At 44.8% G+C, this 19,957-nt stretch carries 19 protein-coding genes and 1 tRNA gene; 7 read left to right on the top strand and 13 right to left on the bottom strand.

The window, feature by feature from the left end; translation table 11 throughout:
- The first annotated feature begins 48 nt into the window (after positions 1-48).
- A complete protein-coding gene (locus LIN78_RS01265) occupies positions 49-1,317 on the top strand; it encodes an MFS transporter (protein WP_227177689.1) in 1,269 nt (422 codons plus the stop codon).
- A 74-nt stretch (positions 1,318-1,391) separates the two neighbouring features.
- Here LIN78_RS01265 and LIN78_RS01260 read toward each other — a convergent pair whose 3' ends face one another.
- Complete coding sequence (locus LIN78_RS01260) at positions 1,392-3,026, bottom strand: methyl-accepting chemotaxis protein (protein WP_227177688.1); 1,635 nt, start codon at positions 3,024-3,026, stop codon at positions 1,392-1,394.
- Between the two features lie 247 nt (positions 3,027-3,273).
- Here LIN78_RS01260 and LIN78_RS01255 point away from each other — a divergent pair, with 247 nt between their 5' ends.
- Positions 3,274-3,516, top strand: coding sequence for an HP1242/YdcH family protein (locus LIN78_RS01255; protein WP_227177687.1), 243 nt, complete (start codon positions 3,274-3,276; stop codon positions 3,514-3,516).
- A gap of 222 nt (positions 3,517-3,738) precedes the next feature.
- The gene (gene ttcA / locus LIN78_RS01250; protein ID WP_227178295.1) at positions 3,739-4,632 is read left to right on the top strand and encodes a tRNA 2-thiocytidine(32) synthetase TtcA; all 894 of its coding nucleotides are present in this window, start codon (positions 3,739-3,741) and stop codon (positions 4,630-4,632) included.
- Between the two features lie 216 nt (positions 4,633-4,848).
- Here ttcA and LIN78_RS01245 read toward each other — a convergent pair whose 3' ends face one another.
- Complete coding sequence (locus LIN78_RS01245) at positions 4,849-5,058, bottom strand: hypothetical protein (RefSeq protein ID WP_227177686.1); 210 nt, start codon at positions 5,056-5,058, stop codon at positions 4,849-4,851.
- A 168-nt stretch (positions 5,059-5,226) separates the two neighbouring features.
- On the opposite strand from LIN78_RS01245, the gene LIN78_RS01240 reads away from it, so the two are divergent.
- The gene (locus tag LIN78_RS01240; RefSeq protein ID WP_227177685.1) at positions 5,227-6,141 is read left to right on the top strand and encodes a LysR substrate-binding domain-containing protein; all 915 of its coding nucleotides are present in this window, start codon (positions 5,227-5,229) and stop codon (positions 6,139-6,141) included.
- Here LIN78_RS01240 and mltA read toward each other — a convergent pair.
- From mltA to rpe, 8 genes are all read right to left on the bottom strand, one after another.
- Positions 6,122-7,267: a murein transglycosylase A gene (gene mltA / locus LIN78_RS01235; protein ID WP_227177684.1), complete on the bottom strand. Its 1,146-nt coding sequence runs from the start codon at positions 7,265-7,267 to the stop codon at positions 6,122-6,124. The genes LIN78_RS01240 and mltA overlap by 20 nt on opposite strands.
- An 81-nt stretch (positions 7,268-7,348) precedes the next feature.
- On the bottom strand, positions 7,349-8,140 hold the full coding sequence (gene trpC / locus LIN78_RS01230; RefSeq protein WP_227177683.1) for an indole-3-glycerol phosphate synthase TrpC: 792 nt from the start codon (positions 8,138-8,140) through the stop codon (positions 7,349-7,351).
- Between the two features lie 63 nt (positions 8,141-8,203).
- A complete protein-coding gene (trpD, locus tag LIN78_RS01225; RefSeq protein ID WP_227177682.1) occupies positions 8,204-9,247 on the bottom strand; it encodes an anthranilate phosphoribosyltransferase in 1,044 nt (347 codons plus the stop codon).
- 54 nt (positions 9,248-9,301) lie between these two features.
- Entirely contained in the window at positions 9,302-9,871 is a 570-nt protein-coding gene (locus LIN78_RS01220) for an aminodeoxychorismate/anthranilate synthase component II (protein WP_227177680.1), read from the bottom strand.
- Positions 9,872-9,928: 57 nt separating this feature from the next.
- Entirely contained in the window at positions 9,929-11,428 is a 1,500-nt protein-coding gene (gene trpE, locus LIN78_RS01215; protein ID WP_227177678.1) for an anthranilate synthase component I, read from the bottom strand.
- Between the two features lie 259 nt (positions 11,429-11,687).
- Positions 11,688-12,356: a phosphoglycolate phosphatase gene (locus tag LIN78_RS01210; protein WP_227177676.1), complete on the bottom strand. Its 669-nt coding sequence runs from the start codon at positions 12,354-12,356 to the stop codon at positions 11,688-11,690.
- 39 nt (positions 12,357-12,395) lie between these two features.
- Entirely contained in the window at positions 12,396-13,115 is a 720-nt protein-coding gene (locus tag LIN78_RS01205) for an SDR family NAD(P)-dependent oxidoreductase (protein WP_227177674.1), read from the bottom strand.
- Between the two features lie 48 nt (positions 13,116-13,163).
- Complete coding sequence (rpe, locus tag LIN78_RS01200; protein ID WP_227177672.1) at positions 13,164-13,847, bottom strand: ribulose-phosphate 3-epimerase; 684 nt, start codon at positions 13,845-13,847, stop codon at positions 13,164-13,166.
- Between the two features lie 187 nt (positions 13,848-14,034).
- Here rpe and apaG point away from each other — a divergent pair, with 187 nt between their 5' ends.
- The 3 genes from apaG (at position 14,035) to LIN78_RS01185 (ending at position 17,491) form a co-directional block, all read left to right on the top strand.
- Positions 14,035-14,433: a Co2+/Mg2+ efflux facilitator ApaG/CorD gene (gene apaG / locus LIN78_RS01195; protein WP_227177670.1), complete on the top strand. Its 399-nt coding sequence runs from the start codon at positions 14,035-14,037 to the stop codon at positions 14,431-14,433.
- A 23-nt stretch (positions 14,434-14,456) separates the two neighbouring features.
- Positions 14,457-16,259 carry an ABCB family ABC transporter ATP-binding protein/permease gene (locus tag LIN78_RS01190; RefSeq protein ID WP_227177668.1) on the top strand — a complete coding sequence of 601 codons (1,803 nt, stop codon included), beginning with the start codon at positions 14,457-14,459 and terminating at the stop codon, positions 16,257-16,259.
- Positions 16,260-16,396: 137 nt separating this feature from the next.
- Positions 16,397-17,491 (top strand): serine hydrolase, encoded by a 1,095-nt coding sequence (locus LIN78_RS01185; RefSeq protein WP_227177666.1) that lies wholly within the window; start codon positions 16,397-16,399, stop codon positions 17,489-17,491.
- 68 nt (positions 17,492-17,559) lie between these two features.
- On the opposite strand, the gene LIN78_RS01180 is transcribed toward LIN78_RS01185, so the two are convergent.
- The 3 genes from LIN78_RS01180 to LIN78_RS01170 all read right to left on the bottom strand — a co-directional run bounded on the left by LIN78_RS01180 (position 17,560) and on the right by LIN78_RS01170 (position 19,861).
- Positions 17,560-18,984 carry a sensor histidine kinase gene (locus tag LIN78_RS01180; protein ID WP_227177664.1) on the bottom strand — a complete coding sequence of 475 codons (1,425 nt, stop codon included), beginning with the start codon at positions 18,982-18,984 and terminating at the stop codon, positions 17,560-17,562.
- Positions 18,984-19,661 carry a response regulator transcription factor gene (locus LIN78_RS01175; protein WP_227177662.1) on the bottom strand — a complete coding sequence of 226 codons (678 nt, stop codon included), beginning with the start codon at positions 19,659-19,661 and terminating at the stop codon, positions 18,984-18,986. Before LIN78_RS01175 ends, LIN78_RS01180 begins: the two co-directional genes overlap by 1 nt.
- A gap of 115 nt (positions 19,662-19,776) precedes the next feature.
- Positions 19,777-19,861: transfer RNA gene (locus tag LIN78_RS01170), tRNA-Leu, on the bottom strand.
- Positions 19,862-19,957 lie beyond the last annotated feature (96 nt).

The raw sequence follows: 19,957 nt of genomic DNA, 5'->3' as shown, positions 1-19,957 counted from the left end.
ATTCAAAAATAAAAAGACCAATACCCATACAATCAATCAGGGATTCATATGCGATCGCTCTCAAACTGGGCCAAACCCAGATTCCATTACGCATGGATAGTATTAGGCATCACGTTTCTCGTTATGCTAATTACCGCAGGCACTCGGGCAGCCCCAAGTGTGATGATGATCCCCTTAGAGCAAACCTTTGGTTGGTCACGCACCACAATTTCAACTGCATTAGCGATTAACCTCGCCTTATTTGGACTCATTGGCCCATTCTCTGCTGCAGCAATGCAACATTTTGGCATTCGCAAAACGGTCATCTTTGCGCTAATGCTGTTAGCCATATCCGTTGGGGTATCGTCTTTCATGAATGCTGCCTGGCAAATGTGGCTGATTTGGGGCTTTATTGTTGGCTGCGCAACAGGGGTTACCTCTACCACCTTGGGGGCGACCATTGTTAGTCAGTGGTTTAGCCAGCGTCGTGGATTTGCAATGGGCTTATTAACCGCTAGCTCAGCCACAGGGCAATTAATTTTCTTACCTTTATTAGCCAGCATTGTGACGCATTATGGTTGGCGCCCTGTGGTACTAACTATCGCTATTGGGGCGGCCATTTTATTGCCGCTAGTCTATTTCTTCTTACCAGAAAAACCATTGTCGCTAGATTTGCCACTTTATGGCGATGAAGAACTTAAAAAGGATGATGGCAAGCCAAAGCTCAATCCAATTCAAAATGCTTTAGCCACCTTAAAGATGGCCTCTCATAGCAAAGACTTCTGGTTACTATTCTTTAGCTTCTTTGTTTGTGGCGCCACCACCAATGGTTATATTGGCACACACTTTATTGCGATGTGTGGCGATTATGGCTTTTCTGAAGTAAAAGCGGCTTCCATCTTAGCGGCTATGGGCGCGCTAGATTTAATCGGCACCACACTCTCTGGCTGGTTATCTGATCGGTGGAATAATCGTGTACTACTATTTTGGTATTATGGCTTACGCGGCTTAGCACTGATTTTCTTGCCCACCGCCTTCGGTATTGAATACTTTGGACTGCCTATTTTTGCCTTTTTCTATGGATTAGACTGGGTAGCAACCGTACCGCCAACCGTCCGCTTAACTACCGATGTCTTTGGCAAAGAAAAAGCACCTGTGGTATTTGGCTGGATTGTCGCTGGACATCAGTTAGGTGCAGCATTTTCAGCGCTAATGGGTGGCGTGTTACGCAATAGTCTTGGGACATACACCTTAGCCACCATGCTGGCAGGGGCTTTAGGATTAGTTGCAGCACTAGCCGTATTACAAATCAACAAACAAAAACAAATCACCGCTTAACACTAGTCATCAATAAAATTGCCCCGCAAGTGCGGGGCAATTTGTCTTGGAACGCTCACGTTTAACCAACTAGGTTAGGCTTTAAACTCATTCACCTGCACAATCAGCGCGTCTGACGTCACACCAAGTTCTCTTGCCTTTTGCTGAATATTGGTAGCATCCTGCTCACCACCAGACAACACACTCTGTAACTCATTTAACTGCACGCTAATCGCATGCACGGCCTCATGAATATCTTGCGAACCAGAACGTGTTTGATTCACCACTACACCAGCACTCAACATTAAGGAAGACATTTCTTCCATAGCAACCTTAGCGCCTTTGCTTCTATCTACAAGTGATTGGCTATCAGAGGCTGCCGCATTGATGCGGGAAGAAACCATATCAATGGATTGAACAATTCGTTCAATCACTGCGTTGGTTTGCTCTAACGCCTCATCTGTTTGCAGGGCTAATTTACGTACCTCATCAGCGACTACGGCAAATCCTCTACCCTGTTCACCGGCTCTAGCCGATTCAATTGCCGCATTTAATGCTAACAAGTTCGTCTGTTTAGAAATACGGCTGATATCCGCAAGCACACTACTAATGTTCGTGGTCTCTCCGGTTAGGCGATGAAGTTCAGCCACTAACTGATCACTAGAAGATGCGCTAGACGCAACCGCATTCGCCATTTCATCTAATGTCGTGCTCACCCCTTGTAGGCGTGAATTGGCATCTTGAATCTCTTTCACCGCAGCATCTGCTTGGCTAACCGCCATTTCAGACCGGTCGCGAATGGTACTCGCATATCCAGATACATCCTGAAGCCTAGCTGCCCCAGCCTGAACCTGATGCTTCATCGAGTCTGCAGCACTCGCAAATGAACCGGCGGTACTCGCATTTTGCTGCGCACTCGCTTTTACATGCTGTAAGGTTTGGCGAATTTGTAGAATCAGACTAGACAAACCTTTGGCCATCAACCCAATTTCATCTTCGGCCTTCACTGTCAGTGGCTGGGTTAAATCTCGCTGAGTAGCAATTAATCCAATTTCAGCGGTTAAATGATTGACCGTAGCAGCCAATACTTTGGAGAACCAAAGTGAGAATAATCCTGCCAAGCAGAGCAAAACCGCCCCCATACCTAGGATTTTCCAAAGGCTACTCATCAAAATGCCATGAATATGATCGACGGTTACATCGATCCCGACCACATACCCTTCACCCGCACTCGTCTTCATCGGTAAGAAAACAGAGCGAAATGTACCAAACTTATCGGTGTACTCATCAAACTGTGCGGCACCAGATTTATCTGCCTCAACGACCATTGGGCTAGCATCCTCATACGCTTCTAAATGCTTTGCATAGTTGTCTTTGTCCGTGTCTTCTTTCGTTGCGCCATCATTTAAGTAATAGACCTTCCCGTCTTTCACTTCCATGGTGTATGCAAATTTCAAACCAACATCTCGCGCATAGTTGCCTAGCTTGTTTACTACCTGCAAATACTCAGCTTGCGGCACCCCTTTTGGATCGCGCACACGATGCAAAAAATCATCGCCAAGAATTAGAGGCACAGCATGTGCCGCCGCCACTAACCTTGCATTCATTTCACTTCGAAGATCGTTGAATTTTGCAAACAGTGCATAGCTTCCAAAAGCAATAATCGTTAGCAAATTCATCAACACCAACACGCATAAAATACGTGTTTGTAACCGCAACCGTTTCAGCATTAGAGCCTCCCTGCATAGAATGAACTACGTTTTTATTTTTTTGCCTGCTAATTAATTTTTGGCTTCGCAAACATACCAAACAATTGTTACGAAAAACGCACGACAGCATATCACCATCTGCAATAATCTTAACGTTTCATTACGAATGCATAGCAGTTAACTCTTTACAAATTGATCAACATCAAATCGCGAAAATCCGCAAATGCCTAGACTGAAAGCGTAGTTAAACAAAACAAGGAAAATATAAATGCACGTTGAACATCATCCATTGACTAGTGAATTCCCAGAACTACGTGATCAAATTCATGTATTGAAAACAAGCAATGCGCATTTTGCGAAATTGTTTGAAGAATATGAATCAGTAGATAAATCGGTCTGTCGTGCGGAAGATGGTCTAGACGCTTTATCTGAAGTGGCTTTAGAAGATCTGAAAAAAGAACGTCTTCAACTGAAAGACAAATTGTACGGTTTACTAAAAGCAGTTCAGTAAGCATTACAATCGTTGGCTGCCATCTCCTCTCTCCTGATGGCAGCACATAACCCTATCACCACAAATACTATTCAAATCAAAGCCTTGCTGTATTTTTCAAACTCAATATGAGATAATCCGCGACCTTACTCGTTTTATACCTAGGTTTAGCGAAACATGTCTTCCGCAGATCAAATCATTACAGATAGCAACCCAACTTCATCAGAGGCACTTGAGGACGAAATGTCCAAAAAAGAACGCTATGAGATGAACAAACTGACCAAGCGTTTGCGCCATGCCGTTGGTGATGCGATTAATGATTACAACATGATCGAAGAAGGCGACAAGATCATGGTGTGCTTATCAGGCGGAAAAGATAGCTACGGCATGCTAGATATTCTGATGAGCCTACAACGTGTTGCACCGGTGAAGTTTGAATTACTCGCGGTCAACCTAGATCAGAAACAACCAGGTTTCCCTGAAGATGTTCTACCGGCCTACTTAAAGTCAGTCGGTGTACCATACCGTATCATCGAACAAGACACCTACAGCATTGTAAAACGCGTGGTACCAGAAGGAAAAACCACCTGTAGCCTTTGCTCTCGCCTACGTCGCGGTATTCTTTATCGCGTGGCATCAGAAGAAGGCTGTACAAAAATTGCCTTAGGCCATCACCGTGATGACATCCTTGCGACGTTCTTCTTGAACTTCTTTTACGGTGCAAAACTAAAAGGCATGCCGCCTAAACTGGTTTCAGACAATGGCGAGCACATGGTCATTCGTCCACTCGCTTATGTACGCGAGAAAGATTTGATTCGTTACGCAAAGTTAAAACAATTCCCTATCATTCCATGTAACTTATGTGGATCTCAACCCAACTTGCAGCGTCAAGTTGTTGGTGACATGTTAAGAGATTGGGATAAAAAGCATCCTGGCCGTATTGAAACCATGTTCAGTGCGCTATCTAATGTGATTCCTTCACACTTGAACGATCACAACTTGTTTAACTTTAAAGATCTGAAATCAGATGGAATCTTGCCAGAAGGTGGCGACATGCTATTTGATGAAGAAGAAATCGCACCAACAAACGAACTTTCACGTTTGTTTGCGCCTCAAAAACTAGAGCTTGGTGAATAAGCTAGCTTACGCTATCCCCAAAAAAAACGCCCCACGATGGTTGCAGTCCATATTGGTGGGGCGCGTACCTACACGATGAAACTTTTTTGATTCTGGTCGCAGACAATATCTGCTCCAGAGAAAATTTTCAAGCGTTAAATCAATAAGATAGCATGACAAACTATTCTTGTTGCACGCTTCACAACGATTCCTCGATCTTACCGATTTACCACTAATTTAATCATAACCTAAAATTGCTACATCACGCGTTTCTGGGTGATCTACCGGCCCACTCGCTGCAGCAACAAACGATGATGGCTCGCTTACAGAAAATAAACTTGCACCATTTAGTGAGTCCATTTGTAGCAAAGCCGTTGTGTCTTTCGTACCTTGCTCTAACATTTGCTCAAGCACTTCCATATTCCCCTCTTTATCCTTCTTACGCAACTAGTCTCAATTTAGTTATTCCAATATTTCCGATGTTAATTAATAATCTTGTTATAAATAGTGGAGCAACGTGTATAGGTTGCTGATTTTAAGACTTTCAACGCCAAGCTCAAGAGATAAAAATTCAGTACATTGTGAGCAAATGGAACAATTAATAAAGCACAGGCCATGAGAAGAAAAATCCCCTCGATTGAATCCTTACTCGCATTTGAAGCGGCAGCAAAATACCAGAGCTTTACGCGTGCAGCAGAAGAACTGAGTCTTACTCAGAGTGCGATTTGCAAACAAATCGCCTCATTAGAACAGTTCTTAGAAATTAAATTATTTCGTCGGGTAAAACGACATGTAGAGTTAACCGATGCAGGTAAGAGTTACGCCGCACAAGTGCAAGAAAGTCTAGAAAGTTTAGAGCAGCAGACCCTATCTGTGATGGCGCATGAAGGTAGAGGCAGTGTAATCGAGTTAGCCGCCATACCAACGTTCACGACTAGATGGTTAATCCCTAGGCTTTCCGCATTTAATCAAAACTACCCTGACATCACATTAAACATCACCACGAGAGCTGAACCATTCTTATTCACAGATACACCATTTGATGCAGCGATTCACTTTGGCAGCGATATTTGGCCAGGGGCAAAAGCAGAGTATTTATTTGGAGAAGAAACCGTTCCCGTCTGTCACCCAGATTTGCTATCAGGATTAACAGAGGACGACGCGGTATGCACGCTACCGTTACTACACCAATCTTCAAGACATGATGCTTGGCGAAAATGGTTTAGTACGATGGGTCTCCACCGTCAACATTCGATGGCAGGACCTAGATTCGAATTATTTTCGATGTTAGTGGAAGCCGCGAAGGCAAAATTAGGCATGGCATTGGTGCCAAGATTTTTAATTCAAGAAGAGCTAAATAGCGGCACCTTAGCCATTCCTTGCAACCGCCCACTAAAAAGTGAGCTTGGCTATTACCTTGTCTACCCAGAGAATAAAAAAGATTACCCCGCCTTGCAGGCATTTAGTCAGTGGCTACTTAGTCAAGCAGCCACTTACCAAACGGAATTACTTAATTTGCAGGAGTCGTAACGACGCCATCCGGTAGGGCAGCAGATTTTGGCCAAAACACCCAGTATTTCAGTGGTTGACGCATTTTGCCCGCCACTTGTCCTGCAGCATCGCCAAGCCCGGTGAACAGATCTGCACGGACAGCACCTTTAATTGCCCCGCCAGTATCTTGCGCCATGACCAAGCGCTTCACCGGTGCTTTTTCATTCGGAATGACGGTATCGATCAAAACAGGTGTCCCTAATGGCACACTGCGTACATCCACCGCAATACTATAACCAGCAGTGAGGGGCACGTTTAAACTACCAATCGGCCCTTCATTACTAGTCGGCAGTTGCCGAAAGAAGACATAGCTAGGGTTTGTATTTAAGAGCTCTTGCAGCTTATCGGGATTGCGCTTTGCCCAAGCTTGAATCCCCTGCATCGATGCCTGATCTAGCGTAAGCTCGCCTCTTTTAATTAACTCACGACCGATAGACTGATAGGTGTAGCCATTTTGATCGGCATAACCTAGTCGTAATTGTTTGCCATCTGCTAACTTAATCCGCCCAGAGCCTTGCACTTGCAAGAAAAAGAGCGCAACAGGGTCATCTACCCATGCCAACACAGGTGTATTCGCGGGTAATTTTCCAAGTTCAATCTCTTCCCTAGACCAGTATGGGACAACTTTTCGTCCATCAAGCCGCGCACGAATACGGGCACCTTTTAAATCTGGATACACAGTAGCCATATCTAAGGTGAGCAGATCAGTTGGCACACCGTAAACTGGATAGGCAAATTTTGCAGAGCGTTGCGTAGCACCATTTAGAAAAGGCTCGTAATAGCCTGTCAGCATGCCACTATCTTTACCCTCTCCATCACTCACTTGGAAAATATCAAAATTTGCTTTCCACCAATCCGGTTTCTCTAGCTCTGCCACATTAACAGCGCATAGTGCTTTCCACTTTTCCTGGAGCGACAATGACTTACAACCCAATTGCCAAGCTTGTAGCGTTGATTCCATTTGCCAATCGGTTGGCAATTGGTTGTCGCTTATTTTCGTCCAAACGACACTAGGCTTTTTGATAGCAGGGGCAGGTTTTGAAGCTGGTGTTTCAGGGACTGGTGTAACAGACGGAGGTACACTCGGTGTTGAACAAGCTGCCATCAAGAAACTCAGGCAGCTTGCTAACATTATTGGGTAGGTAGATTTAATAGAGAAAAACTTCATCCAACCTTCAATCAAATATTAAGCAAAAAATTCAGACAGCGCTAAACCAGGATCAGGCTGACGCATAAACGCCTCACCCACCAAGAAAGTATGTACTTGGTTTGATCTCATCAACGTAACGTCTTCAGGCTTTAAAATACCACTTTCAGTCACCACAATACGATCAGAAGGGATGCGATCCAATAAACCTAGCGTTGTATCCAAGGTGACATTAAACGATCGTAGATCGCGATTATTAATGCCAATCAAAGGGGTTTTGAGTTTTAAGGCTTCAGTTAGTTCATCACCATTATGAACTTCTACTAAAACAGACAAGCCGAATTCAAATGCACGTGTTTCTAAGGTTTGCATTTCTTCCAGAGACAAGGCTGCAGCAATCAGCAAAATACAATCCGCGCCCATTGCACGTGCCTCATCTACCTGCCATGTGTCAATCATAAAGTCTTTACGTAACACAGGAAGTTGGCAAGCAGCACGCGCTGCTTTTAAATACGCTTCATCGCCTTGAAAAAACTGTTTATCGGTCAGTACAGACAAGCATGCAGCACCACCTTTTTCATATTGAGCCGCGATTTCAGCCGGTTGAAAATCTTCTCGGATTAGCCCTTTACTTGGACTAGCCTTCTTAATTTCTGCAATGACAGCAGACTGCTTTGCCTGATGCTTTGCCCGAATGGCGGCAACAAAGTCACGAGGTGCAGGTGCCGCAGCAATGTTAGCGGCCATTTCTTCAACTGAAGTAGCCAATTTGCTAGCCGCTACCTCTTCTACTTTCACTGCCAAGATTTTCTTTAAAATATCAGAAGACATCATGCAACTCCGCTTGAAGACATAAGAAATACTTTCTGTGCCTTCAAATTTACATTCAAATAATTAAGCAAACTGCTTGGTAAATTGAACAAACTCATCTAGTTTTGCTCTTGCAGCACCACTCGCAATGGCTTCTCTAGCCAACGCCACACCCGCCACCAAGCTATCTGCAACACCTGCAGATACCAGCGCGGCCCCCGCATTGGCTAGCACGATATCTCTCGCAGGAATGTCTGTACCTTCTAGCGCAGCCAATAGCCGAGCTTGAGATTCAGCAGGGTTACCTACTCTAAACTGTTCTAGTTTATATACAGGTAGTCCCAGCATTTCTGGGTGCAAGGTATATTCTTTCACTTGCCCATTCACTAGTTCGCCCACTAGCGATTCGCCAGTTAAGGTAATTTCATCTAGGCCAATCGTACCGCCATCTTGCGGTTTGCCATGTACAACCAGCACATGATCACTGCCTAAACGCTGTAATACACGAACCAAAATACCCACCAAATCAGGGTGAAACACGCCTAGCAATTGGTTTTTGGCGCCCGCTGGGTTAGTGAGTGGGCCTAAAATATTAAATAAGGTACGCACACCTAATTCTTTACGCACAGGAGCGGCATGTTTCATTGCACTGTGATGATTCGGTGCAAACATAAAACCAATACCGGTTTTATCAATACACTCCGCCACTTGCGCTGGCGTCAATGCTAAATTGACGCCGAGTGCTTCTAAAACGTCCGCACTACCAGAACTAGATGAAACCGAACGCCCGCCGTGCTTAGCGACTCGCGCTCCTGCAGCTGCCGCTACAAACATGCTACTAGTAGAAATATTAAAGGTATGTGAAGCATCGCCACCCGTGCCCACAATATCGACCAATCGATCATGATTCGCGACCGTTACCTTTGTCGCAAACTCACGCATCACTTCAGCAGCAGCGGTAATCTCACCCACGGTTTCTTTTTTGACACGCAAGCCTACAATTAACCCTGCCATCACGGTAGGCGACATTTCACCTTGCATAATCATGCGCATCAAATGCAGCATTTCATCATGAAAAATTTCACGATTCTCAATTACTCTTACTAGGGCTTCTTGTGGCGTAATCATTAGGTACTCCGATGAATAGTTAGATGCTAAAAATATTCGGTAATCCGCAATAAATTACGCTGCACCATCCAAGAAATTCTTTAACATTGCATGACCACATTCCGTCAATATCGACTCAGGGTGAAATTGCACGCCGTGAATATTCAGGGTTTTATGGCGCACTCCCATAATTTCACCATCTTCGGTCCACGCCGTAATCTCTAGGCAATCCGGAATTGTTTCGCGCTCAATCACCAGAGAATGATAGCGAGTACATGTCACCGGGTTAGGTAAGCCAGTAAACACGCTATTACTGTTGTGCATAACAGGAGAGGTTTTTCCATGCATTAATTGTTTTGCATGAATAATATTGCCGCCAAATGCTTGCCCAATAGACTGATGCCCCAAGCAAACACCAAGAATAGGAATAACACCGGCAAATTGTTTAATGGCAGCAACCGAAACACCGGCTTCATTTGGCGTACATGGGCCAGGGGAAATCACTAAGTGATCTGGCTTTAGCGCAGCAATTTCTTCTAAGGTAATTTCGTCATTACGAAATACTTTCACCTCTTGGCCAAGTTCGCCAAAGTACTGAACAATGTTGTAGGTAAAACTATCGTAGTTATCAATCATCAACAGCATGGTAAGTGTCCTTTTTGGATTCGTTTAAATAGCGTTTTGCATCATGCCTAACCACAGTTAGTTGGGCTGACGTCCCCACAGATTTAAACGTTCCACATCTAATCCTTGTTGGACCATCTCTGCAGCTCTTAGCACTGCACGCGCTTTATTTAAGGTTTCTTGCCATTCAGAATCCGGATTAGAATCGGCAACAATGCCGGCCCCCGCCTGAACATATAAGGTTTTGTCTTTAATAATGGCCGTCCTTAACGCAATGGCTAAATCCATATCGCCAGAAAAACCCAAATAACCAACGGCACCAGAATATATGCCACGTGCAGTTGGTTCTAATTCATTAATAATTTCAAGTGCGCGAACTTTTGGTGCCCCCGAAACAGTTCCCGCAGGGAAAGTTGCTCTTAAGACGTCCATATTACCAATGCCGTCTTTGAGTTTACCTTCCACACTAGACACAATATGCATCACATGCGAATAACGCTCGACAACCATTTTGTCAGTCAATGCAACCGACCCAACTTCAGCGATACGACCCACATCGTTACGCCCCAAATCAATTAGCATGAGGTGTTCAGCGCATTCTTTCGGGTCGGCTAGCAGTTCTTTTTCTAATGCAATATCGTGTTCATGGTTTTTGCCACGTGGACGAGTGCCCGCAATTGGTCTCACCAAAACATTATCACCTTCTCTGCGAACTAAAATTTCTGGCGATGCGCCAACAATATGGAAATCACCCATATCGTAATAGAACATATACGGAGAAGGGTTTAACGAGCGCAATGCACGATAAAGAGAAAGTGGGTTTTCAGGGAATGGCATATCCATGCGCTGTGCCAATACCACCTGCATAGCATCGCCATCAAAGATGTATTCTTTCGCCGCATTAACCGCTTCTTTAAAAGCAGACTCACCAAAAGCAGATATCGCTTGTTGAACGGTTGTTTTACCTTGCAACGGCAGTGCAGCAGGCTCTCTTAACATCAGAGCGAGCTCAGTTAAGCGAACCAAGGCCATGTCGTAGCTATTTGGGATGTTCGGGTCTGCATAGACCACTAAGTGAAGTTTACCCGTTAGATTGTCTACAACAGCGAGCTGCTCAGACTGAAGCAATAAGATATCTGGCGTGCCGAGATGACCCGGCTTATTTAATTCCGCGAGTCGTTTTTCGCAGTAGCGAATAGTTTCATAACCAAAATAGCCGACTAAACCACCATTAAAGCGTGGTAGTTCCGGTAAAGGCGCCGCATTAAAGCGTTGCTGGTAAGCTTGCACAAATTCGAGGGGATCACCCTCGAAGGTTTCCACCACATCCACCCCACGATGAACCTCCACTTGATTGAGTTTAACCACCAATCTGGTTTCGCACGGCAAACCGATGAAGGAATAGCGTCCAAAACGCTCGCCACCTACGACAGACTCTAATAAGTAAGAATACGGCTTATTCGCTAGTTTTAGATAAACAGATAGTGGGGTGTCTAGATCGGCAAGTAGATCGACGGTAACAGGGATACGGTTGTAGCCTTGGCGAGCAAGCGCCTGAAATGCATCACGACTGAGCATATTTCTCTCCAGTAAGAAAAAGGTTGAATCAAAACAATGGGGAAGCGCTTACGCGTGCCGCCATCGCCATTCGAGCCACATTTCACTAGAGAAGAAAGCCATGATGAATTGAAATACCTTGAGTAATATTGAAATATTCTGCGAAAAAATCTTTAAAAAAAGAAATTTCATGCAACGATGACTATTCTTGCCGATTTTTTCGCCCTGCACAAGTCTAAATTGAGATTATTACGAGAATCCTCATCAATCCAGATAAAGATTAAGAAGAAAGTGCTAACAACGCATCCATCTGATGAATGATTAAATCTGCACCCAATGCATTTGCATCTGCTGCATAACCATAGCTAACAGCGGCAACTGGACAACCAGCCGCTTTGGCAGATAACACATCATTCTCCGAATCCCCCACCATCAACATTTCAGCGGGTTTTACATTGAGCACCTCAGCTGTGTGTGTCAATGGTAAGGCATGCGGTTTCTTTTGCGGTAGTGAGTCACCCGCAATCACCACATCAAAGAATTCAGCCAATCCCAATTGCTCAAGCAGTGGCAAGGTAAAGCGAGCGGGTTTGTTGGTCACACAGGCAAGGCCAATTTTTCCTGATTTGAATGTGCGCAAGGTATCAACAACGGTTGTATACGGCTTGGTTTTAATCGTTAATTTTTCTAGATAAAAACGATTAAACAGCGCCATTCCTTCTTTTTGCAATACAGAAGCTTCATCCGGCTCTGCGGCTTTACTTCCTGCCAGCACTCTTGCCACTAAGGATGCGGCACCATCCCCAACAAAGCTCTCAACGGTATCTTGCGGCAATACAGGTAAATTTAATGCCAGACGAACTGCATTTGCTGCAGCGGCCAAATCCGCAATTGAATCAACCAAGGTACCATCCAAATCAAAAGCGACTGCTTTGTATGGAAATGCCATCAAACATCCTCTATAAAAAAACGATTATCTTAGTCTGTATCAAACCCAATTTCTCACATCGGTAATTTCACCGTGTTGAATCGTATCTGTTTGTAAGTATTCCACTAGCTGTTTAGCAACAACGTTGGGGTCCGTCAGTTCGCCCGATTCATGCAGTTGAATAAAGCGGTCTAGCAAAGGGAAGGCTTCTTTTGAAGTCGCTCTAATTTCCGACTGCATATTGGTATCTAATACGCCAGGGGCAACCGCTGCCACTTTGACGTTTGGTCTATCCTCTACCCCCGCCACCCGAACAAAATGGTCTAACCCGGCCTTAGTCGCCCCATATACAGACCAACCGGGATAGGCCTTTTGCGCCGCACCCGAGGTAATATTTAGTACTTTGATTGGAATAGAAAGCTTCTCTACCACCTGCAAGAAAACAGTTGTCAGTACAACTGGTGTAACGAGGTTAATTTGAAAAGCAGCTATCGTTTCATGAATGGGCAATCGATTAACACAATCAATAGGCTGCACCGTCCCGGCATTATGAATTAGCCAGACTTCAGTCACATCATCCCAAGATAATTCGGCCAAACGCTGCTGAAAAGTGGCTGCAGACTGGGCAGGATCAGACAAGTCGATTGGCCAATGCACCCAATCAGAAACGGGGGGCGCGTGCCTTGCACACCCGATTACTTCAATGTGTTGGCTAACCATGACTGTTGCCAATGCGTACCCAAGCCCTTTTGAATCTCCGGTCAACAAGCATCGAATCATGGTTAGCTCTTTGAAGTAGTCAAAATAATCAGTTTAGCCGCCTAAGAATTAGCGTTTAACCTTAGCCAATTCGGCACGCATCGCATCAATCGTTGCTTTGTAGTCAGGCGTACCATAAATAGCCGAACCAGCAACAAAAGTATCCGCACCAGCCGCTGCAATTTCTGCAATGTTATCTACCTTCACACCGCCATCAATTTCCAGCCAAATTTCTTTACCTGTTTTGGCTGTATATTCATCAATTTTGTGGCGAGCGGTACGCAGTTTATTGAGAGCTTCAGGGATAAATTTCTGACCACCAAACCCTGGGTTCACGCTCATTAACAAGACCATGTCGAGCTTATCCATCACATGATCCATTAAATGTAATGGGGTTGCAGGGTTAAACACCAAACCAGCCTTACAGCCATGCTCACGAATTAATGCCAAAGAACGATCAATATGCTCGCTCGACTCTGGATGAAAGGTAATAATATTGGCACCCGCTTTTGCAAAGGCAGGGATCAACGCATCCACCGGCTTAACCATTAAATGCACATCAATGATTGCGCTCGTTAATGGACGAATCGCTTCACAGACGACAGGGCCAAAGGTCAGATTCGGCACATAATGGTTGTCCATTACATCAAAGTGAATAATATCCGCGCCAGCGTCTACGACATTCACAACCTCTTCACCTAAACGCGCTAGGTTGGCAGATAAAATACTGGGAGCAATACGAAACGGGGGCATGAGAATCTGTCTTCCGAATAAAATCTACGAGAATCGACATTCTAGCACTTCGACCCAACATGAGACAAAAAAAGCCCCCCGAAAAACAACGGTAAATCCATCAGGTTTTTCATTGTTTTTAACAGCAGAAGCCGCATGAAATATGGCATAATAACCGATTGATTTTGATTCTCTTTTCAGAATTCCCATGACCATAAAAGACCCTACAATGGAAAAGGATTACGACATCGAAGTCACCGCGAAACCGGTGTACATTGAAGAACAATCCGACCCAGACAGCCAGCGCTATGTTTTCGCTTACTTTATTTCGATCGAAAACAAAGGTACCGTCGCGGCCAAACTCATCTCTAGACACTGGATCATCACTGATAGCAATAGAAAAGTGGAAGAAGTCAAAGGACTTGGCGTTGTTGGCGAGCAACCGCATCTTTTGCCAGGTCAAAAGTTCGAATACAACAGTGGCTGTGTGCTAGAAACGGAAGTCGGCACCATGGAAGGCAGCTATCAAATGCATGCAGATGACGGCCATCAATTTGATGCGCGCATCCCTGTGTTTACCCTTAGCATCCCCCGCACCCTGCACTGATCATTTTAAGTTAGACCGCCACCATGAGAATTCGCCACACCGGCCCCGCCCCTTCACGTCGTGATGATTGGGCAACCATCAAAGCGCTATTACCGTACGTTTGGCAATATCGTGGGCGCGTCATCTTTGCTCTGCTATTTTTGATCTTGGCAAAAGTAGCGAACGTAGCTGTTCCGCTCGTCTTAAAAGAAGTGGTGGACTACTTTGATAATGGCCAAACCAATACAGCTGCGCAATTAGCCGTTCCTCTTAGCTTGATTGCACTGTATGGCTTACTTCGCTTTGCGGCGAGTAGCATGGGCGAATTGCGTGATGCCATTTTTGCAAAAGTAACGCAAGGGGCCATCAGAAGAGTCGCCCTACAAGTTTTTGAACACCTCCATCGCTTAAGCCTTCGCTTTCACCTAGAAAGACAAACAGGAGGGATGAGTCGTGATATCGAAAGAGGAACCAAAGGAATCTCCTTCCTCTTAAATTTCATGCTCTTTAATATCATTCCTACCTTAGTAGAAATTGTGCTCGTGGCCGGTGTGCTACTGAAAAAGTATGATGCATGGTTTGCGATTGTGACATTTGTCTCTTTAGGCATTTATATTGCATTTACGCTCGCCGTGACCGAATGGCGCATGGTCTTTAGAAGAACCATGAATGACATGGACTCGCAAGCCAACAACAAAGCTATCGATTCGCTCATTAATTACGAAACCGTTAAGTATTTTGGCAACGAGCGTTACGAATCCGGCCGTTACGACAAAAACCTAACTACTTGGGAAACTGCAGCGGTTAAAAATCAAACCTCTCTTGCGATGTTAAATGCAGGCCAAGCAGGCATTATTGCCGCAGGGGTGACCGCACTAATGTGGCTCGCGGCCAATGGCGTAGCCACTCAAAAAATGACGGTAGGCGATTTAGTGTTGGTTAACGCTTTCATGTTGCAGCTTTATATACCGCTTAACTTCCTAGGCTTTGTATATAGAGAAATTAAGCACTCGCTGGCAGACATGGAAAAGATGTTTGATTTACTCAAACTTCAACCAGAGATCAAAGACAAAGCAAGCGCAGAAACACTGGCCACTCAAACCGCGTCAGTCGCGTTCACAAATGTAGATTTTCACTACGATAGCAAACGCCCCATCTTAGATAAAATTGAATTTGCGATCCCTGCTGGCCACACCGTAGCAGTTGTTGGCACGAGTGGCGCAGGCAAATCGACGCTAGCTCGCCTACTTTATCGCTTCTACGATGTGACAAATGGCGAAATTCAAGTCAACGGCAAAGATATTCGCTCGTTATCTCAAGAGAGCCTTAGAAAGCATATTGGTATCGTCCCACAAGATACCGTGCTATTTAATGACAGCATCTATTACAACATCGCTTATGGACGCCCGGATGCAACCGAAAGCGAAGTAATTGAGGCGGCAAAAGCGGCCCATATTCATGAGTTTGTATTATCACTTCCTGATGGGTATCAAACCACCGTTGGTGAGCGAGGCTTAAAATTATCTGGTGGCGAAAAACAAAGGGTTGCAATAGCAAGAACCATTCTGAAAAATCCACCAATCTTGATTTTGGATGAAGCAACATCTGCACTAGACACTAGAACAGAACAAGCCATTCAACAAGAATTAAGACAAATTACAACCAATAGAACGACATTGATCATTGCCCACCGCTTATCAACCATCATTCATGCAGATGAAATTTTGGTAATGGATCACGGCAAAATCATCGAAAGAGGCAATCATCAACAACTACTTTCGAGCCAAGGCGTCTATGCTCGGATGTGGGCATTGCAACAGGAAAACAAAAATACTGATTTAAGTTAAAGATTTACATCACAATGCTTGTGTAAATCTCTAATTTTGTTTAAATTTTTTCAAAAGCACCCTAATATTTAACATAGCGCTGCCGATATGTCGGCATATGGTGCAACTGACCAGTAACAAAGATAGTGAATAAGAAAATGCGGATCCCTACGCTGAAGACCATTGTTAGCACGCTTAGCGTTGTTTTCTTAGGTATTGGCTTGAGCTCAGCCTCAATCGCCAAAGAAAAAACAGTTGAGAAAACTGACCCACATAAGAAAACCAGCAAAACACGCCCCGCAGAAGTGCAGCGCGTGAAACAGCCATTGAAAAAACCTGCCAGCACGATCATAACGAAGAAAAACGTCACCATTCGTTCTGCCGCTTTACCTGAAAATACATTACCAACAAGCATTCATAATGTAAAACCAGTAGCTTCAATTGGAGATGTTGCATTAGACGACATCAAATCCAATGCGGTAATGGTTCAACATGCTGAAACTGGTGATGTTATTTTTGCAAAAAATGCACAAATGCCAGTACCTATCGCATCACTAACCAAGTTAATGACCGCTACGGTACTGTTAGATGCAAAACTCGCATTAGATATGCCATTGACGATTGAAGATGCAGACGTTGACTACCTTCGTCACAGCACCTCTCACATGCCTGTTGGGGTAACAGGCACACGTGAAGATTTTTTACGCTTAGCACTAATGGCGTCTGAAAACCGAGCGGCAGCAGCATTGGCAAGAACTTACCCTGGTGGCACTGCAGCATTTGTTGCACGCATGAATCGTAAAGCGATGAGCCTAGGGATGACCCATACTCATTATGCCGATTCAAGCGGCTTGAGTAATGGCAATTACTCTACTGCTGAAGACTTAGCCAAATTAGTGGCTGCAGCATCAAAATACCCACTTATCCGCCAATTTAGTACAACGGATAAATACACCTTCACCCCATTAGCAGGCGGAAATCAACGTCAGTTTGGTAATACAAACCCACTAGTAAAAAATGGCGACTGGGATATTGACCTGTCTAAAACAGGCTTTACCAATGAAGCGGGTAAATGCTTAGTAATGAAAGCCAGAATTGATAGAGAACCCGTTGTGATTGTTTTACTAGACTCACAAGGGAAAATGACACGAGTTGGTGATGCTCAACGCGTGAAAAAATGGCTAGAAAGCCATCCTGGCAACTTACACCGTTCTGCTGTGGCACAAGGCAAGATCTTGCAGCCAACCACCTAAGCAGAGAAGAATCACAATAAAAAAACCAGCACAAAGCTGGTTTTTTTATTGTTTCAGTCTACACACAACTATTCAATTTCTAACGGCAATTGAATCATCACCCTCAAGCCATGTGGCTCAACATCTAGCAAATCGACAGACGCCCCATGACGCCCCGCAATCTCTCTGACAATCGCCAACCCTAACCCACATCCTGCACCAGCTTGTGAGACGCGATAAAATCGTTCAAATACACGCTCTTTATCTTCATCGGTAATGCCCGGGCCATTATCCTCAACTTCTAACTTCGCAAACCTGGCTGTCGAATGCAATCTAACCGTCACTGCACCATCCTTGCCTGTATAGGTAATCGCATTGTCGATTAGGTTAACCAACATTTCCCGTAGCAAAGCAGAGTTACCTGCAATTCTTAGCGGAGGTATATCTGCCTCACAACCCAAATCTACGCCGGCATGAATCGCCCGTGGAACGACCTCGGCAGTTGTTTCTTTAACCAATCGAGTTAGATCAACCGGTGCACGTAATAATGCTTTTTCCTGATCGGGTTCTGATCTAGCCAATGTAAGCAACTGGTTAACCAAGTGAATACATCTCGTCGCACTCGTATGCACAAGCCTTAGCCGCTCGCGAAGCTTATCAATACTATCCTCATCCATTGCAAGTTCGGTTTGCGACTTCAATCCCGCTAGCGGAGTACGTAATTGATGAGCTGCATCGCCAATAAAGCGTCTTTGAGAAGCAATACTATGGTTAACTTCATCCAACAACGTATTCAAAGCCTCTGCTAAGGAGCGCACCTCCGAAGGCGCGCTATCCAATTCAATGGGCGCAAGATCTTTGCCACTACGGTTTTCAACCAATCGACGCAACCGTCTCAATGGACTCAATCCACGACTAACCCCCCACCAAACTAAGACACTGGTAGCCACCATCAACAATGACAATGGCAATGCTGTCGCATAGAGAATCTCGCGTGCAAGTTGCTCCCTTGCATTCACCCCTTTAGCAACTTGCACCAAGAGTAACTGCACTCGCTCTGGGGTTCCATAATCCACAAATAAAGCAGCAACACGAACCGGCGTTTTTCCAGCCAATAAACCATCATAGAAAAACGGCTGATTTTTAATAATCACCTGCCCTTTTGGTACGGCAGGCAGGTTTCGGTTACCCAAAATAAACTTACCCGGCGGCGTGCTCACCATATAGAACACCATATCGTCCGGATCTTCTTCTAAAATTTGTTGCGCAGCTTTTGGAAAATCGATAAACAAACCACCACCAAGCGGCTTCACCTGCCTAGCCAAGGCTTTGGTTGATTGCCAAAGACTATGATCAATCGCTGAGTTAGCAAATCTTAATGCCACATGGTAGGAAACACCCGCCGCCGCGAACCACAAAACCAATTGCGGCAGCAACAACCACAATAGAAGCTGCCGGCGGAGTGATAAATGAGACTGCTTTTGTTTTGGCTTAGGCAGGACGTGATTACGCATTACAGGGCATCCTGGTATTCCAGCAAATACCCAAGCCCACGAACCGTTCTAATCGTTACTCTGAAGGGCTCTAATTTCTTTCTTAGACGGTGAATATAGACCTCAACCGCATTTAAGCCCATATCAGTAGATTGATCATCGCTGAGCTCAGATGCAATTTGCTCTTTGGTCACTACCTTATCTTTTTGAGAAATGAGGATATCTAACACCGCCAACTCTCTAGCGGACAAATCTAATGGCTGATTATCATACCAAACACGCTGCGCAGATCGATCTAGCTTTAACTTTCCCAATTGCTGCACAGATGGAGGCAGAATCTGACTTCTTCTCAACAACGCCCGCAATCTAGCTTCCAACTCTTGAAACTCGAATGGCTTAGTCAAATAATCGTCAGCACCAGCATCCAAACCTGCCACCCGATTATCAAGACCATCAAGTGCAGTTAATAAGACGATAGGAATAGCCGGCTTAAGCATACGAACACGGCGTAGTAGCGTTAAGCCATCTACGGTTGGCAATCCAATATCTAAAATGGCCACATCAAAGTCACCGTTGACCAAACGACGTTCTGCCACCCCGCCATCCGTCTCCCAACTGACTTCAAAACCACTTTTTGTTAAACCGCTTTTTAGTGCGTCGGCAAGAATTAAATCATCTTCTGCAAGGAACAAACGCATATTTGCATCCAAGAAAGGTTTAATTAAATTATCTGGAATGGAATTGTTACTGAATCGCTATTATGTAGCAAGCTGAAATGAAAAAAGCCGTGTGAATCATCACACGGCTTTTGTCTGGTGGGGGATGAGAGACTCGAACTCTCACACCTCGCGGCGCTGGAACCTAAATCCAGTGCGTCTACCAATTCCGCCAACCCCCCGGTAAACTGTCTTGCTGCTTTTGTTTTCTTGCTCAGCAGCAGAGATTCGAATTATTCCACAACCATTCTAGTCTTGCAAGTGTTTTTTTGAAAAAA

This window comes from Leeia speluncae, assembly GCF_020564625.1.
In the GTDB taxonomy this organism is placed as follows: domain Bacteria; phylum Pseudomonadota; class Gammaproteobacteria; order Burkholderiales; family Leeiaceae; genus Leeia; species Leeia speluncae.
The sequence above is the reverse complement of the archived record's forward strand: the minus strand, read 5'-3'. Positions and strand labels throughout refer to the sequence as shown.